We start from the raw sequence: 16,304 nt of genomic DNA on the forward strand, positions 1-16,304 counted from the left end.
AGCTGCCAAAGCAGCATGCTCACCGTTAGGCGGGCGCAGCCGGTATTCGGTGCGGCATGTACCACGCGTACAGTGCGGTTCCTTGAGCGCTGTCCCCTGCAACCTGACGACTGCTCGCCGTGCGGTGAGTGCAGTGGCTTTGTCGGCCGTATGTTGGTGGATGCTATCGGAAGTCCAGGTCAAACGCCGAGTGGGTCGAGGGCACGGTACCCTCACCGCTCGCGGGACACGCCGTAAACCCGTCCCTGGGGGCTCGGTGGCGGCATCCATGCCGCCACACGGTCCCGCAATCGGCGAGGACACCGCACCAGAGAGTGAGTCGGGTTGCTTTGTTGAAAACATGCATACCGACCATCTCGACTGGTCCTTGCCCGCCCACCGTCGCGGGACCTTACGCGGCATGGATGCCGCGTAAGAGCCTACACGGACGTACTTGCGGCGTGTCCCGCGATGGTGGGCGGGCAAGGACCCTGCAGCCAGGCCGCAGTGCAGTGACTGACGTGACGTAGTCTTGTTAGCCGATCAAGAAGCCGACCGCATCGGTGCCTCGGTCCGCACCACCACATCCAGTGCATCGTGACGCCAGGATTCGATATCCAGTTCCACCGCGCGGCCGTCTTCGGCGTAGCTGATCCGCTGCAGCCGGAAGCAGGGCGTGCCGGTGGTGGACTGCAGCAACAGGGCTTGCGCGGCGTCCAGCCCGGCCGGATGCATCGACAACTGCGCGCGGCTCAGGAACAGGCCCAGTTTCTGGTTGAACACGCTGGACAGCGAGCCGGCCAGATCGTGCTCCAGCAGGCCAGGCGCCCAGGTCGCCAGTACCACGTTGGTTTCCAGCAGCACCGCGCGGCGGTCGATCCAGCGCCGGCGCTGCAGGACGAACACCTCTTCGTGCGGACTCTGCAACTGCAACGCCGCCGCGTAGGCAGTACCGGCGACTTGCCGGGTGGCACGCAACAGTTCGGTACGTGGCTTGCGCCCTTGCGCTGCCACGTACTGCATGAACCCTGCAATGCTGGTGGGGTCGTAACGCACGCGCGGTGCGCTGACAAACCAGCCGCGCCGATTCTCGCGGTAGATGCGGCCCTCGGCTTCCAGCTGCTGCAAGGCCTCGCGCAAGGTGATGCGCGTGCAGCCGAAACGCTCGGCAAGCTCGCGCTCCACCGGCAGGCGCTGGTCCGGCCCCCACTCGCCAGCGGCGATCTGTGCGGAGACGATTTCGGTGATGGTGTGTTGGCGCGACACGCTCATGCAGGCAGTCCTGGGCCAAGCACGCCATCGGGCTGCGAGGGGTTGGGTGGAAGAAGGCGCATGCGGCGATGGTAAAGAAGAACGCGGCTGCAAACCGCGGCGGGCTTTAGCGTGCGCTGGCCAGGTTCTGCTGCTGTTGGGTTTTCCAACTGCGCCAGCCATACAGCGCCAGCAGCACGAAGCCGGCATAGAGCAGCGCAGTGGGATACAAGCCCTTGCTGACGAACACGCCCACGTAGATGCAATCGAGCACGATCCACAGCACCCAGTTGGCAATGCGCTTGCGCGCCGCCCACACGCTGGCGACCAGGCTGAAACTGGCCAATGCCGCATCCAGCCACGGCAGCGCCGCATCGGTGCGGTGATGCATGTAGGCACCGAGCGCGGCGGCGAACAGGGCGCCGATGCATAGCGAGATCCACAGTTCCGGCTGTGGCATCGGCAACGGGCGAATGCGCGTGTCTGCGTTCATTCCGCGCTGCCATTGCCACCAACCGTACAGCTGGGTCAGCACGTAGACGCCTTGCAGCAGCATGTCCGAGTACAGCTTCCACTGATAGAACAGCCATGCATACAGCGCCACCGCCACAATGCCGACCGGCCAGCACCAGCGGATACGGCGCGCGGTCAGCCACACGCCGAGCAGGTTGATTACGACGGCGATGGATTCGAGCAACGACATGCAATGCCTGATGGAAAGTGGAGAGTTGTGGAAGAGCGGCGGACCGTACGAAACAGTGGTGCAATCGAAAGTGGATGCCGCGCGATGCTTCGAATCTGCGCGCGATGTAAACGTCGCAGTGCGCTCACCGCTGAGCCGCTGTCTTCGGCTGGCGCCCGCTGCCGTCAGCCAGTGGCTGAGGCACGCACAAGTGCACGTGCTGTCGCGTCGACGTCCTTCCCCCGCCTGCGGGGGAAGGTGCCCGCAGGGCGGATGGGGGCAGCAGGCCTCAAAAATCCACCTGCACCGTCAAACGCGCCGTGCGTGGCGCGCCGGGAAACAGATAGGCGTCGCCCTCGTATTCGCCGGAATCGCGCCAGTAACGCGTGTCGAACACGTTGTCCACGTTCACGCGCCAGGTGGTCGCCAAGCCGCCCAGTGCGGTGGCATAACGCGCGCCCAGGTTGGCCACGGTATAGGCCGGTACATTGGCATTGCCGAGGCGATCGGCGAACTTGCGTCCGCTGTATTGCACGCCTGCCAGCAGCGCCAATCCCTCGATGCCGGGCACGCTGTAGTCGGCCTGCACGCTGGCGCGCAGCTTGGGTACGTTGATCGCCTGATGGCCTTCGTACGCGGCAATGCCGGTGTCTTCGGCACGTGCGTGGATCGCTGCGATGCTGGCGAACAGGCGCAGCTGTTCGGTGGCTGCGCCGTCGGCGGACAGTTCCAGTCCACGGTTGTGCAGGCGGCCTTGTTGCACGTAGCGCAACCCACCATCGGCCTGCGGCTGGGTGAACTGGTAGGCCTGGCGGATGTCGAACAGCGCCGCGCCCAGGCGCAGGCCGTCGAGGTCGATTTTTGCGCCGGTTTCCAGCTGATACGCATTGGTCGGCGGCAGGATCGCATCGGCGTTGTCGGCAAACCACGGTGCGGTGCCGCCGGCGGCCAGGCTCTTGGCGTAGCTGGCGTACAACGCGACCTGCTGCTGCGGTTTGAACAGCAGCGCGGCCTGCGGCAGCACCACGTCCTTGCGGGTGCGCCGCTCCAGGACGCCATCGCGATCGAAGCTGCGTTCGTCCAGGCGCAGATACCGCGCGCCCAGCGACAGCTCCCATTGCGCCCCAAGACCGATGCGGTCGGCCATCACCAACGCGCGTTGACGGCTATCCAGGCGGTGTTGCTTCGGATCCAGCGGCACCTCGGTTTGCGCAAACACCGCCGGGTCGCGGTCGATGCTGCCGCTGCCGACGAATTCGTTGACCGAGCCGTAGCGGTCGATGGTGCGGCGTAGCCAGTCGCCGCCGATGCTCAGGTGGTGATCGAGCGCGCCGCTGACGACATGGCCTTCCAGCGTGGCGCGGAGTTGATCGTGTACGCGGGTGTCGTCGGGGCTGCGGTAGTCGTAGACGTCGTACTCGCCCTGCGCGCTGAAGAAATTCGGCGTGACGACATCGGCGCAGCTGGCTGCGCCATAGCAGCCCCAGGCGAACGCGGAGAAGTCGTTGATCTTCGAGCGGCTGCGCGCTGCTTCTGCAGTAGCGCGCCAGTTGTCGTTGAATCGATAGGCATAACGCAGTTGCGCGTTGAGCGAATCCATCTCCACCGGACGCGACCACGGCTGATAGCCGAGCAGCCGATGCACGTCGATAGCGCGTGGTACCTGGGTGCCGCCCAAGAGTTGATAACCGGGCACCGAGCGTTGTTGCCGATGCTGATAGTCCACGTCAAGCTGCAACAGCGATTGCGGGGTGAGCTTCCAGTCGCCGGCCAGCGAGAGAAAGTTGCGATAGCCGTCGGCGTGATCGACGTAGCTGTGGATGTCTTCGCGTGCGGCGTTGACGCGCAGGCCCAGGGTCCGCTCGGCGCCGAACCAGTCGCCCAGGTCGGCGGCGACATAGCGTGAGCCTTGTTCGTCGGTGCCCAGGGTCACGCTGCGGACGTGCTCGGGCCGTTTGGTGCGGTAGTCGATCAGCCCGGCCGGTTCGTTGACGCCCGATTGCAGCCCGGCCAGACCCTTGAGGAGTTGCACCTGCTGCTTGTTTTCCAGTGCGATGGATTGCTCACCCACCGCGCTCATGCCGTTGATGCGGTAACTGTTGGCGGCATTGAGCGAGTAGCCGCGCACCACGAAATTCTCGTAATAGCCGATCGGCGCGTACGCATCGCCTGCGGAGGCATCGGCGCGCAGCACCTCGCTGAGCACGCGCGCCTGACGGTCGAGCAATTGCTGGCGATCGATCACCGCAATCGAGGCGGGCGCATCCTGCAGGCGCGTGGCGCCAAAGCCGGTCAATGCAGTGCTGGCATCGCTGCGCTCACCACGCACATTGACCGCATCCAGGTCGACCGCCGCCGGATCGGAGTGCTGTTGCGCCAACGCAGGCGTGGTGATGCACAGCAGCAGTGCCAGTACGAGCGGACGATGGCGGAGCGGGGTGGTGGCAGACGCGGGCATGTACAGACTCGTCAAGGAAAAGAGGGGAATGCTCATTGCAGCTGGCGCGCACGCGCATGCAGGTGCGCGAGCAGGCATTGGCCGTCGGCGCTGGCGAACCAGTCCGCGTGGCCGAGCAGATAACGGTGATAGGCGATATCGACATTCGCAGCAGAGCGGGTGATGGCGGCGAAGTACTCGATCTCGCTCAGTGCAAAGTCGGCATGCACGATCGGCAGTAGCGCGGCCAGGCAGTACACCTGCTTCGCGTCCAACGGGCACTGCTGCGTGTAGCCATCCAGCAATGCGTCGAGCTGGGGCAACTCGGCCTGCGCACGCGCGCCGGTGTCCAGCCGCAACCAGGGGATCAGATTGCGTTCGATGGCGGTGGCCAGATCGAACAATGCGCTGCTGCAATCGCTCAATCCGAAATCGAAGATCGCGCTGACCCGGGTGTGCCCGTCGCGCGTGTCCCACAGCAGGTTGGACGCATGCCAGTCGCCATGGGTCCAGAGCGGCGGCAGGGCGCCGGGGGCAGACAATCGTGGCCATGCCTGCGCATGCCATGGCAGCACGTGGGTTGCCAGGTCGCGTTGCCAGGGGCGGTGCTGCAGTGCTGCGGCCAAGCCTGGCCGCGTGAGCAGCGCACGTTGCAGCGCCTGCAGCGGGTCGGCCTGCGCGAACAGGTGCAGATTGGCCACCAGCAAGGTGGTGGAGCGCGCAGGCGCATCGAAGCCCTGCGCGGCGCGGTGCAGGTGCGCCAACGCCGTGCCAGCGGCGTGCGCATGCGCCACGTCGAGGAAGGGTGTCCATGACAACGCATCGCGATAGAGATCGTGCCCGGCGCCGATGCGTTGCACTTCGTAGACCCACTCACCGTCAGCCAGCGCGGTGCGCCCCTGGGCGTCGTGCAGCACCTCCACCACCGGCATGCCAGCCCAGCGCAGATGCGCCATGAAGCTGTGCTCCTCCCGCAGCGTAGCGACATTGCGCACGCTGTGGTGGTGGCGTTTGACGATGATCGCGCCGGATGCGGTCTGCACGCTGGCGGCGGCGGAAAAGGGCCGCGCACTGTGCCAGTACACAGCGCCCGGATCGCCCAGCGCAGGGATGTGCCGCAAGACGCGCTGGATCTCGTCGCGGGTCAATGCCGGCCAGTCCGGCAGCGCCAGTTCCAGGCTCATGCCGTGCACTTGATGCTGCGCGCTCATGCGCACACCTTCGGCACGCATGCGCGGCGTGCCGGGCGATGCGTTGGTATAGACCAGGAAGAGGGGGCCGACGAGGCGACTCCGGCGTGTCTGCCAGCAACAACAGGGACGGCGCTGCCGGGCCGTCGGTGCGTCGCGCGCACCATCAAGCGGTCGCGACACATGGAGTGAAAAGGCAGCGCGAAACCGAAAGGTCGCTGGCCGTCATCTCAAGGATTTACGTGTTGGAAGAGCGCCGCTGGCGGCGTCGATGCAAGCCGCCTGGCGGCTTCGGGCGCGCAGTATGCTCCCTGCGGCCGTCGCTCGCCATGCCGGTTTGCCGTTGATGCCGGTTGCAATCGGCACAATGGCGCGCCGGATGCGTGCGCTGCCGTCGGTTCGTGGCAGCAGTCATGGCGCCTGCCCCCGCAGTGCGCGATAGCGCTGCGCAGCCCCGGCACCGGATAATGCCCGGATGAGCTCTGTCCAGATCGCCGCTGTCGTCGTCACCTATCAGAGCAGCAGCACCATCGATGCGTGCCTGTCGCGGCTGCGTGCGGCCGAGGGCATCAGCGAGATCCGGGTGGTCGACAACGCCTCCAGCGACGATACCCTGGAGGTCGTGCAACGGCATGCGGTGGCGGATGCGCGGCTGCACTTCATCGCCAATCCGGACAACCCCGGCTTCGCCAGCGCCTGCAACCAGGGTGCGCGCGATTCGCGCGCGCCCTGGCTGGTCTTCATCAACCCGGACCTGATGGTCGAGCGCGACACCTTGTCGCAACTGTGCGCACGCGCGGCCGGGCATGCGGCCGTGCTGCTGGGGGTGGAGCAGGTGGACGAACACGGCCGGCCGGATGCGGCGGTGCGTCGCCGCGACCCGGATTTTGCCGCAATGCTGCGCGCACCGCGTGCCGCCGCGCAGTTGGCGGTGCCCGCCGACCCGTCTGCGGCGTTACAGGCGGTGGACGCGATTTCCGGTGCATTGATGCTGATGCAACGCAGCCTGTTCGACCGGCTCGACGGCTGGGATGCTGCCTACCGCCTGCATGCCGAAGACCTGGACCTGTGTCGGCGTGCGCGCCAGGCCGGCGCGCTGGTCGCGGTGGCCAACGATCTGCAGGTGGTGCACGTCCGCGGTGTCTCCAGCCGCGCGCGGCCGTTTTTTGTGGAATGGCATAAGCACCGCGGGCTGTGGCGCTATTTCCGCAAGTTCGAGGCACGCCAGCGCGGCGTGACGACCCGATTCGGCGTCTGGCTGGCGATCTGGGCCCATGCCGCCGCGCAACTTCCACGGCTGCTTTCGCGTTCGTAGCGGTCCACTGAACGGGTGTCAAAATGTTGACGTTCTGTGAGAGTTCCTGCCCGTATCTGTGATACGTTGCCGTCAGAACTGTGACTCAGCTCGCATCCTGTCCCGTCCAGGCCCCCCGCCAGGAACCGAAAAATGTCTCTTATGAACGCCCCGCGCCTGCGGTGCGGTGTTGTGCGCACGAGCGCATCGCGCTGCAGTCCAGTCTGCTGCATCTCCCAACGTCTGCCAAAATCCCGGCGCTCCGGTCCCTTGGCTGCGCTGCTCGCCACCAGCTGCGCGTTGGCCGGGTTTCCGGGCGCTGCCGTCGCCGGTGCCTGGACCCAGCCGGAAGGCGACACCCTGGTGATCGTCAAGGCGCTGCACAGCGACGGGCGTGGTTGGTTCAACGATGCCCACCACCGCACGACGTTTGGCGACGGGCAGGACTTCGACGGAAACGGGCGTAGCCGCCAGGGCCAGCTCAACGTCTATGTCGAGCATGGTCTGACCGACGCCCTCAGCGTCATCGGCAATTTCTATTTCACCGACGTCGGTTTCAGCAGTTACGGCGGCAACGGCCGTACCCGCACCAGCACGACCGGGTTCGCCGATCAGGAAATCGGCCTGCGCTACGCATTGCCGAGCGCGCCCGACGACGACTGGCGCAGCTCGGTGCAGGCGCTGGTCAGCATTCCGGCCTATGGCCGGAGCAAGACCTACCATCCGAACAATCCGGGGCGCGATCCGGCCCTGGGCCTTGGCGACTATGGCCTGGAACTGCGCTACAGCCGTGGGCGCGGCTACATGCTGGGCGAGCGCAACGGCTACGTCGATCTGGGCGGCGCCGTGCGTCTGCGTGGCAGTGCCGCCTCCGACGAAGTGCGGCTGGATGCGTCCACCGGCCTGAGCCTGACCCCGAGCTGGTTGCTGATCGGGGAGCTCAACGTCATTCAGGGCCTGGGCAACGGGCGCAACGACACCACCGTGATCAGCTCGACACCGGGTGACACCGGCTACGTCGCCACCGGCACCAATTACGACCTCACCAAGCTGCAGTTGTCCACGCTGTACACCGCACCCGGCGGCAGCCAATGGCAAGTGGGCTACCAGCAGCCTGTCATGGGCCGCAACACCGCCGCTGCGGGCGGGCCATTCGTGGCCGCCTGGTGGCGGTTCTAAGGAGAGGGGCAATGGCGGTGAGCTACGAAATGGATGCACTGGGACGGGTACCGGATCTGACCCGTGAGCACGGCATGCTGGGGCGCTCCCTGGTGGAGGCCGGCGTGATCGACGACGCGCAGCTGCGTTCGGCGCTGGCCGTGCAGCAGCAGTGGAACTCGCGTCTGGGCGATGTGATCCTGACCCAGCGCGGCGTGTCTGCGCAGCGGTTCTACGCCATCGTGGCGCAGCACTTCGGGCTGCAGTTCGTCGATCTGGTCAAGCAATCGCCGGATCCGGAATTGCTCGCCGCTGCCGATCTGGACCAATACGCGCAGCGGTTGCTGCTGCCGTGGCGTCGCGAGGGCGGGGTGCTGGTGCTGGCGGTGGCCGACCCGGACCCGGCGCTGTTCGCCTGGGCGCGCGAGCATTACGGCAAGGACGTGCGGTTTGTCGGCACCGCCAAGTTCGACATCATCTGGAGCCTGCAGCGCCACGCCGAGCAGCAACTCACCGGCAACGCGCTCAATCTGTTGGCCGCGCATGCGCCGACCTATTCCGCACGCCACGTGATGATCCGCGGGCAGAAGGTGGCGTTCTGGTTGATGGCCATCTTGCTGGTCATCGCGGTGGTGCTGTATCCGGTGACGACGCTGATCGTGCTCAACGTGCTGGTAGCGTTGTGCTTCCTGGCCACCTTCGGATTGAAGCTGGTGCTGGTGTGGTTCGGCTCGCGCCATCGCATCGACATCAAGGTGACCGAAGCGGAGGTTGCCGAGCTCAACGACGACGACCTGCCGATCTACACCGTGCTGGTGCCGATGTACAAGGAACCGGAAGTCCTGCCGATCCTGGCCAATGCGCTGCGCAAACTCGATTACCCGACCAGCAAGCTCGACGTGAAGCTGGTGCTGGAAGCGGACGATCTGGAAACCATCGATGCGGCCAAGCAACTGGGCCTGGAAGCCTTCTTCGAGATCATCCGCGTCCCGCCGTCGCAGCCGCAGACCAAGCCCAAGGCCTGCAACTACGCGCTGCATTTCGCCCGTGGCGAATTGCTGACCATCTACGACGCCGAAGACAAGCCCGAGCCGGATCAGCTCAAGCGCGTGGTGGCCGCATTCCGCAAGGCCGAAAAGGACGTGGTCTGCATCCAGGCGCGGTTGAACTACTACAACGCCGACGAGAACTGGCTGACGCGGATGTTCACGCTGGAGTACACGCTCTGGTTCGACTTCTACCTGCCGGCGCTGGAGTACCTGCGCATCCCGATTCCATTGGGCGGCACCTCCAACCACTTCCGTCTGGACGTGTTGCGCCAGGTGCGCGCATGGGATCCGTACAACGTCACCGAGGATGCCGACCTGGGTGTGCGCCTGATCCAGAACGGCTACCGCGTCAACGTGGTGAACTCCACCACGTTCGAAGAAGCCAACGTCAGCATTCCCAACTGGATCCGCCAGCGTTCGCGTTGGCTCAAGGGCTATATGCAGACCTGGCTGGTGCACATGCGCGACCCGGTGCATCTGTACCGCAGTACCGGTTTCAGGGGCTTCTGGGGCTTTCAGTTCTTCATCGGCGGCGGCTTCTTCACCGCGTTGGGCGTGCCGGTGCTGTGGTTCATGTACATCACCTGGCTGTTGACCGGCACCTCCGAGTTCGACCGCTTCTTCCCGCCGTGGTTGAGCACCTTGTCGCTGGGCAATCTGCTGCTGGCCAATGGCTTTTTTATCTACATCACGCTGGTCGCCGCATTCAAGCGCGACTACGCGCGGCTGGCGCCATACGCGTTGACGGTTCCGTTCTATTGGATGTTGCAGTCGATCGCCGCCTACAAGGGGTTGTGGCAGCTGTTCCGGAATCCTTTCTATTGGGAGAAGACCACTCATGGCATCAGCAAGTATTCGGAACAAGAGCGCCGCGCCGCACTCGAAGACTGAGCAGCGCTCGCCACCTCGCCATAGCGGCATGGTGGCTTTCATCCTGGCGTTGGTGGCGTTGTCGCTGCTGAGCCGGCCGGTGTTGGTGCAGCCGATCGGCAACATCGCCCAGGTGGTGCCACAGCTCGGCTTGCCGACCACCGGCCTGCTGTCCTGGTTCATCGACCAGGTGGCGCATCGGTTGCAGTTGCCGTTCCAGGTATGGCCATTGATGTCGGTGGTAGCCAATGCGGTGTTCCTGTCGCTGCTGTGGCGCGATCTGGCCGACCGTTTCGGTCGCGGCTGGGCCAGCGTGATGGTTGCGCTGGTGGGCTGCAATCCGCTGTTCCTGTTGCCGATCGCCGCCGGCGGTAGCCAGGCACTGGGGTTGCTCGCGTTCTATGGCCTGTGCCGCACCATGCGGCGGCTGACCACGCCGGTGGAGCCATTCACCTATCTGCGCATCGGTGGCTGGTTGTGCGTGCTGCTGTGTCTGGATCTGCAGACGCTGGCGCTGGCGACGATGGTGGCGCCCTGGTTCCTGCTGGTGATGCCGCGGGAGATCCTGCGCCAGGCACCGTGGTCGTTCTATCTGGTGTGCTACGTACCGTTTGCGTTTCTGGTCGGCATGTGGGCCTACGTCAATTTCGTGCTGTTCAATGCGCCATGGCCGACCTTGTCGAGCATCGCTGCCGGTGCACATCCGTTGCCGCTGCCGCTGGCCGCTTACGCCGAGGGCTGGCCGCTGGCGGTGCATTGGGGCGTGGCCGGCCTGGTCTGCTTCCCGGTGTTGCTGCTGGCGGGACGGTGCAGTTTCAGCCTGTGGGCACGCGGTGTGGTGGCCAGTGCCGGTACCGTGATCAGCGCGGCCGTGCTGGCGTTCTTGTTCGGTTGGTCCGGCTTCGACATGCTGCTGCTGTTGTGGGTGCCTGCGGCGCTGTTGCTGCGGGCGTTGAGCGCAAACCACCGCGTTGCGGCGACCTGTCTGCTGGCGCTGGGTGTTGCCGGCGCGCTGTGGGCTCAGCCGCAAGGGTGGGGCATCCGCTCGCCTTCCGACGATCCGGTGTTGCCGCACCGCGAACCGCTGGTCGCCGTGCCGCCTGCAGCAGTTGACGGCGCGACGGGCGAAGTGGCGACTGCCGGCAGGGACGGTGAGCGTGCGGCCACTGCTGCAGTCGTGGCGCCGTAGCCGGTTGCATGCGATGGGTCATGCGGATCACGCAGGCAGCGTCTCCATGTTCAAACGTGGCTTGAGCGCGATGCTGTGCCTTGCGTTGAGCCTGTCCGCCGGTTGCGGTCAGGCCGCACCCACCTGGATGGGCGCCAACGTCAAGGTGTCCGAGAACGCGCCGTGGGGCAGCCAGACGGCGGAAACTTCGCTGCAAGCGCTGGCCGCGACCGGTGCCAGCAAGGTCTTGCTGGTGGCATTCCTGTGGCAGGCGACGCCGCAATCGAACGATCCGGTGCTGGGCGAAGACAGCCGCGTGGCGTCCATGCGCGCAGCCTTGCAGCAAAGCCGTCGCGCCGGCTTGCAGCCGATGCTCAAGGTCCATCTGTGGATTCCCGGGCATTGGGCCGGAGAGGCCGCGCCCACCGACCAGGCAGCCTGGTTTGCGGCGTATCAAAACGCGTTGCTGCCCCTGGCGCAGTTGGCACAGGACGAACACGCCGAAGCCCTGGTGATCGGCACCGAATTGCGCACGCTGCAGGACGCACAGCAATGGCCCGGCCTGGTGGCGGAAGTGCGCAAGGTCTATCGCGGCAAACTGCTGTACGTCGCCGACGGCATCGAGCATGCCGACAGCTTCCGGTATTGGTCGTTGTTCGATGCGGTGGGGACCAGCCTGTATCCGCGCCTGTCCGAAGACCCCGATCAGCGCCGCGCCGAGATGACTGCCGCAGCGCAGCGTCTGCAGCAGTTGGGGCAGCGCGTCGGCAAGCCGGTGTGGGTGGCCGAACTGGGCTTGCGCTCGGCACGCGGCAGCCTGGAAGCGCCGTGGGAAAGCCCGGAACAACGCGCCGCCGAGGTCGATACCCGTCTGCAACTGCAGGTGCTGCAGCAATGGCGCACGGTATTGCACTCACATGGCGTGGAGGGCATTGCGCTGTGGTGTTGGTATACAGACCCCGAAGCCGGCGGCGCGCGCGACAGCGACTTCACCGTGCAGGGCAAGCCGGCGCAGCAGGTGCTGGCGCGCTGAGCGATGGTTGTTGGTTGTTGGTTGATGCGCGCGCAGGCAGCTTGCACGCGCGCGCCTCGCCGCTGCGGGCATAATCGTGCCGCATGATCATCCATTCGCTGCTCGACACCGATCTGTATAAATTCACGATGATGCAGGCGGTGCTGCATCAGCACCCGGCCGCGCAGGTCGATTACCGCTTCAAATGCCGCACGCCCGGCGTGGACCTGGCGCAGTTCATCGACGAGATCTCGCGCGAGATCGATGCCTTGTGCAGGCTGCGCCTGCGCGAGGACGAAGTGGACTACCTGCGCAGCCTGCGCTTCATCAAGCCGGACTTCGCCGACTTCCTGGCGTTGTTCCATCTGGATCGCAAGTACCTGCAGCTGTCGGCATCGACCACCCATCCGGGCGAGATCGAGCTGACCATCCGTGGCCCGTGGCTGCACACCATCCTGTTCGAAGTGCCGCTGCTGGCGATCATCAACGAGGTGTGGTTTCGCAACACCTCGGTGCCGGATTTCGAACAAGGCCGCAGTCGCCTGCGCGACAAGGTGAGCAGCCTGCGCAGCATGCCGGCCGGCTGCAAGATCGCCGATTACGGTACCCGCCGTCGCTATTCGCGGCACTGGCATGGCGAGTTGCTGCCGCTGCTGCGCGACGGGCTCGGCGAACAGTTCGTCGGCACCAGCAATGTGTATTTCGCCAAGCACTACGGCCTGACCCCGCTGGGTACGATGGCGCACGAATACTTGCAGGCGTTCCAGGCATTGGGGCCGCGGCTGCGCGATTCGCAGGTGGCCGCGCTGGAGTCGTGGGCGCACGAGTACCGTGGCGATCTGGGTATCGCCCTGTCCGATGTGGTCGGGCTGGACGCGTTCCTGCGCGACTTCGATCTGTATTTCTGCAAATTGTTCGACGGCATGCGCCACGATTCGGGCGACCCGTTCGAATGGGGAGAGCGCGTCATTGCGCATCTGCAGGCACATCGCATCGACCCGCAGACCAAGGTGCTGGTGTTCAGCGATGGCCTCAATATCGACAAGGTGATGCGGTTGTACGCGCACTTCCATACACGCTGCCGGCTGGCGTTCGGGGTGGGCACCAGCCTCACCAACGACCTGGGCCCAATGCCGTTGCAGATCGTCGTCAAGATGGTTCGCTGCAATGGCCAGCCGGTCGCCAAACTCAGCGATTCCCCAGGCAAAAGCATGTGCGACGACGATGGCTACCTGCGCTATCTGCGCGATGTGTTCGGGTTGCCGCCGATGCCCGCAGGCGGCTGATCCATCGGTCCGCATGCGTGCGCTGCTGATATCTGCGCGCTTGCAGGAAGATGGCAGAACGGCGCCTTGCGGCGCCGTTCGCTTTACATCGGCCCAGGTGCGCGCCTGGTTGCCGCTTACGGACGCACCTTGGTTGCGCACACGAACACGGCGGCCTGCTGCAGGCGACTGATTGCGCCTTGCTGCTGCAGTTCGCGCACGTGCTCGTCCATGCAACTCAGATAGCCGAACCGGTTGCCCGCGTTCTGCGCCTTGCACAGGCTGCTTTCGGCGGAGACATTCGCACCGGGAATCAAACCGCCGGTTTCCACGGTCGGCACCAGCGTATTGCAGTTGCCCAACTTGGCCAGCCCACGATTCAAGGTCCAACCGATGTCGGCAAACATCGCCGGGGTCAGGTCGATGTTCAGATGCGCCTGCACTTCCGGTGTGTCGAACGGTTCCATCAACGCATTCGGCTGCAGATCGGTATCGAAGTGCGAGAACGTCGAACCGCCGGCCACCACGCTGGGCGCGTACAGCCGCGTCCGGCCTGCGCTGTCGGTGCCCTGCAACAGCTCCGGGTCTTCGTACAGGGCCGCGATCACTGCGGTGCTGGCTTTCAGGCGCGCACCATCGGTCTGCGACACCATCACCGACGGAATGGTGATGTCGTCGATCGGCGGCGCTGCGTTGCCCATCGTCTGCACGCCGGCGGCGTTGTTGGCGACGATCACCCCGACCGCGCCATTGAGCTGGGCGTTCTTGACCTTGATCGCAAACGCGCAGGTGCCGCGATCGATCAGTGCCACCTTGCCGGCCACCGCCGCGGCGTTGACGAACGGTGTTTCGCAGCCATCGCTGGCCGATGCGGCAGCAACGCCATCATCGACGGTCACCACCGACCGTGCCGGGAAATTGGTCGCATTGGCCAGCGGCCCGAAGCTGGCAAAACCCACCTCGAACTTGCCCGCCGCGCTGGCCGGTGCGCTCACCTGCAACAAGGTGCGCGGATCCAGGATCAGGGCCGCCTCGCGGTTGACGCGGGTGCCGGCCCACACGGTGCGGCCGGGGGTACGCATCGCTTCGGCGCGCAACGCATCGGTCATGGTCGGGTCGTCGAAACGCTTGTTCTGCACGTTGTCGAAGGCCTGCGCGGTATACACGTCGGTCAAGCCAGTGCCCGAGCCCAGCACACCGGTGGTCTTGTTGAGAAAGCCCGCCGCGCCCAGGCCGTGGCCGATCTCGTGCATGACCACGTTGAGGAAGTTGATCTGGCCTTCGGGCGTCTTGCCATCCAGGCCCAGATACCAGCCCGAGCCGGCCAGGCAGTCGGGCTTGCCCAGATCGCCGTTGAACTGTGAAAACACGTCGGCCGGATCGTTCGGATCGGGCACCAGATCCTGCCCGGCGATTGCATCGCCCAGCGCGGACGGATACAGCGTGTTGGCCTTGGCGCCGGGGAAGTCGTTGACGATCCAGTTCGGCCCGGCCTGGCCCAGCGTGCCGCCGGTGGCGGTGCAGGTCAGCCGTGCGAACGAGGCATACACCTTGATCTCGACATTGCTCTGCAGCACCGCGCCCCACAGGTCCATCGCGTACTGGTAGGCGATGCGACGTTGCTCACCGACCGAGCGACCGGGATTGCCGCCTAACGGCGCGACGGCGGACGGATCGTTCAAGCCCACGCTGGTGCCGGCATCGCCATTGATGAGCGTGACGGTGGCGGCCGAGGCATGCAGCGGTGCCAGGGCGGCGGCAACGGCCAGAGAGAGCAGCAACAGTGGCTTATTCATGCGGCAGCGCTCCGTGCTCGGCGTGGGCGGGCTGGGCGTCGGCGTCGTCGCTGTGTTCGATCACGATGCGGCCATCGGCCTGACGGGTTGCCACCAGCGAGCTCATTTGCGTGGCCGGCAACTTGCGCGCCACGGTGCCGTTGGGCAGGCGTCGTTCGGTCGCGCGTGCGGCGGCTTCTGTCTGTGGGATGTTGGAGCGTGCGGCACTGCTGCGTGCCGCCGTGTTGGCCTGCTGGTCGAGCGCGGCGCTTTCGGCGGCGGTGAGTGCACGTAACTTGCCGGTGGTGGGGTCGATACCGACCTTGGAGCTGCTGCTCGCGACATCCTGTGCTGCGGCCACGGCCGGCAGACAGGCAATGCACAACATGCCGGACAGCATCCATCCGGGCTTGCGAACGTGGATCATGGGAATTTCCTTGAGTCCAACAGGGAATAACGCCGTGCTGATGCCGGCGCTCGGGAGAATCCTTTCGTTTCAGTCTGTTGATGACTGAAACATGAATCTGTGAGATGTGTCAATCTTTTGACATCCATGGCGCCGATTGCGAAGTGCTGGCCTGAAACAGTCAGCAGGGCGCTTGTCATTCGGGATTTCATACGGTCGACAACAGCGGTTGGGCCCGGAAAAGCCGGGTTTTGGCCCGAATCTGCCGGCAGGCAGCTGGCGGATAGAAACCGGCTTTCAGCCATGTCGGGGTTGTCGTTCACCGTGGCATCTGCTTGGTCAGCGCAACCCGCAGGCAAGGCTCCGACGGCAGATGCCTTTGCTTCCGGAGAGCGTGCTTCGCAGCAGTGGGTGAAGGGGGGGCGAAGTGCTGTTGGAGTTTGAATGCCCTTGGGCCTTGCGCCGTCCCCTCACCCCAACCCCTCTCCCGCAAGCGGGAGAGGGGCTCGCATTCGATTTGCATGCCGTTCCCCGCAAGCGGGTGATGGCGTCTTCCGCAATCGCCCCAGTTCGCGTGCCCGCACGCAGACCGGCCTTACTCATCGATCGATCCACCTCCCTTCCGCACGCGTGGGGGAGGCCCTATTTCTCGATCGATCCAGCTCCCTCTCCCCACGCGCAGGGGGACGCCTTATTTCTCGATCGATCCAGCGCCCTTCCCCCGCGCGCGGGGGAAGGTGCCCGAAGGGCGGATGGGGGCACTATCGC

Annotated in this window: 11 protein-coding genes, 1 other RNA gene and 1 pseudogene; 7 read left to right on the forward strand and 6 right to left on the reverse strand. The window is 65.4% G+C overall.

Going from position 1 to position 16,304, the window contains the following annotated elements; genetic code table 11:
- Positions 1-56: 56 nt before the first annotated feature.
- Positions 57-148, forward strand: a non-coding RNA gene (locus GGR61_RS09655) — sX9 sRNA.
- A 374-nt stretch (positions 149-522) separates the two neighbouring features.
- Here the strand turns inward: GGR61_RS09655 and GGR61_RS09660 are convergent.
- The 4 genes from GGR61_RS09660 to GGR61_RS09675 form a co-directional block, all read right to left on the reverse strand.
- Positions 523-1,251, reverse strand: coding sequence for a UTRA domain-containing protein (locus GGR61_RS09660; protein WP_184407408.1), 729 nt, complete (start codon positions 1,249-1,251; stop codon positions 523-525).
- A gap of 106 nt (positions 1,252-1,357) precedes the next feature.
- A complete protein-coding gene (pnuC, locus tag GGR61_RS09665; RefSeq protein WP_184407407.1) occupies positions 1,358-1,933 on the reverse strand; it encodes a nicotinamide riboside transporter PnuC in 576 nt (191 codons plus the stop codon).
- A gap of 268 nt (positions 1,934-2,201) precedes the next feature.
- Positions 2,202-4,370 carry a TonB-dependent receptor gene (locus GGR61_RS09670; protein ID WP_184621262.1) on the reverse strand — a complete coding sequence of 723 codons (2,169 nt, stop codon included), beginning with the start codon at positions 4,368-4,370 and terminating at the stop codon, positions 2,202-2,204.
- A gap of 32 nt (positions 4,371-4,402) precedes the next feature.
- Positions 4,403-5,560 (reverse strand): phosphotransferase, encoded by a 1,158-nt coding sequence (locus tag GGR61_RS09675; RefSeq protein WP_184621263.1) that lies wholly within the window; start codon positions 5,558-5,560, stop codon positions 4,403-4,405.
- Between the two features lie 454 nt (positions 5,561-6,014).
- On the opposite strand from GGR61_RS09675, the gene GGR61_RS09680 reads away from it, so the two are divergent.
- The 6 genes and pseudogenes from GGR61_RS09680 (at position 6,015) to pncB (ending at position 13,376) form a co-directional block, all read left to right on the forward strand.
- Positions 6,015-6,854 (forward strand): glycosyltransferase family 2 protein, encoded by an 840-nt coding sequence (locus GGR61_RS09680; RefSeq protein ID WP_184621264.1) that lies wholly within the window; start codon positions 6,015-6,017, stop codon positions 6,852-6,854.
- Between the two features lie 249 nt (positions 6,855-7,103).
- Positions 7,104-8,012: a hypothetical protein gene (locus GGR61_RS09685; protein ID WP_184621265.1), complete on the forward strand. Its 909-nt coding sequence runs from the start codon at positions 7,104-7,106 to the stop codon at positions 8,010-8,012.
- A gap of 11 nt (positions 8,013-8,023) precedes the next feature.
- Positions 8,024-9,931 (forward strand): glycosyltransferase family 2 protein, encoded by a 1,908-nt coding sequence (locus GGR61_RS09690; RefSeq protein WP_184407402.1) that lies wholly within the window; start codon positions 8,024-8,026, stop codon positions 9,929-9,931.
- A 49-nt stretch (positions 9,932-9,980) separates the two neighbouring features.
- A pseudogene (locus tag GGR61_RS09695) lies at positions 9,981-10,949 on the forward strand (hypothetical protein); the annotation flags it as partial.
- 196 nt (positions 10,950-11,145) lie between these two features.
- Complete coding sequence (locus tag GGR61_RS09700) at positions 11,146-12,111, forward strand: glycosidase-like protein (RefSeq protein WP_184621266.1); 966 nt, start codon at positions 11,146-11,148, stop codon at positions 12,109-12,111.
- Between the two features lie 83 nt (positions 12,112-12,194).
- Entirely contained in the window at positions 12,195-13,376 is a 1,182-nt protein-coding gene (pncB, locus tag GGR61_RS09705) for a nicotinate phosphoribosyltransferase (protein WP_184407400.1), read from the forward strand.
- 116 nt (positions 13,377-13,492) lie between these two features.
- Here pncB and GGR61_RS09710 read toward each other — a convergent pair whose 3' ends face one another.
- Positions 13,493-15,151, reverse strand: coding sequence for a PA domain-containing protein (locus tag GGR61_RS09710; RefSeq protein ID WP_184407399.1), 1,659 nt, complete (start codon positions 15,149-15,151; stop codon positions 13,493-13,495).
- A complete protein-coding gene (locus GGR61_RS09715) occupies positions 15,144-15,557 on the reverse strand; it encodes a hypothetical protein (RefSeq protein WP_184407398.1) in 414 nt (137 codons plus the stop codon). Before GGR61_RS09715 ends, GGR61_RS09710 begins: the two co-directional genes overlap by 8 nt.
- Between the last annotated feature and the right edge of the window lie 747 nt (positions 15,558-16,304).

The sequence above is a fragment of the Xanthomonas sp. 3058 genome (genome assembly GCF_014199765.1).
GTDB classification, from domain to species: Bacteria; Pseudomonadota; Gammaproteobacteria; order Xanthomonadales; family Xanthomonadaceae; genus Xanthomonas; species Xanthomonas campestris_B.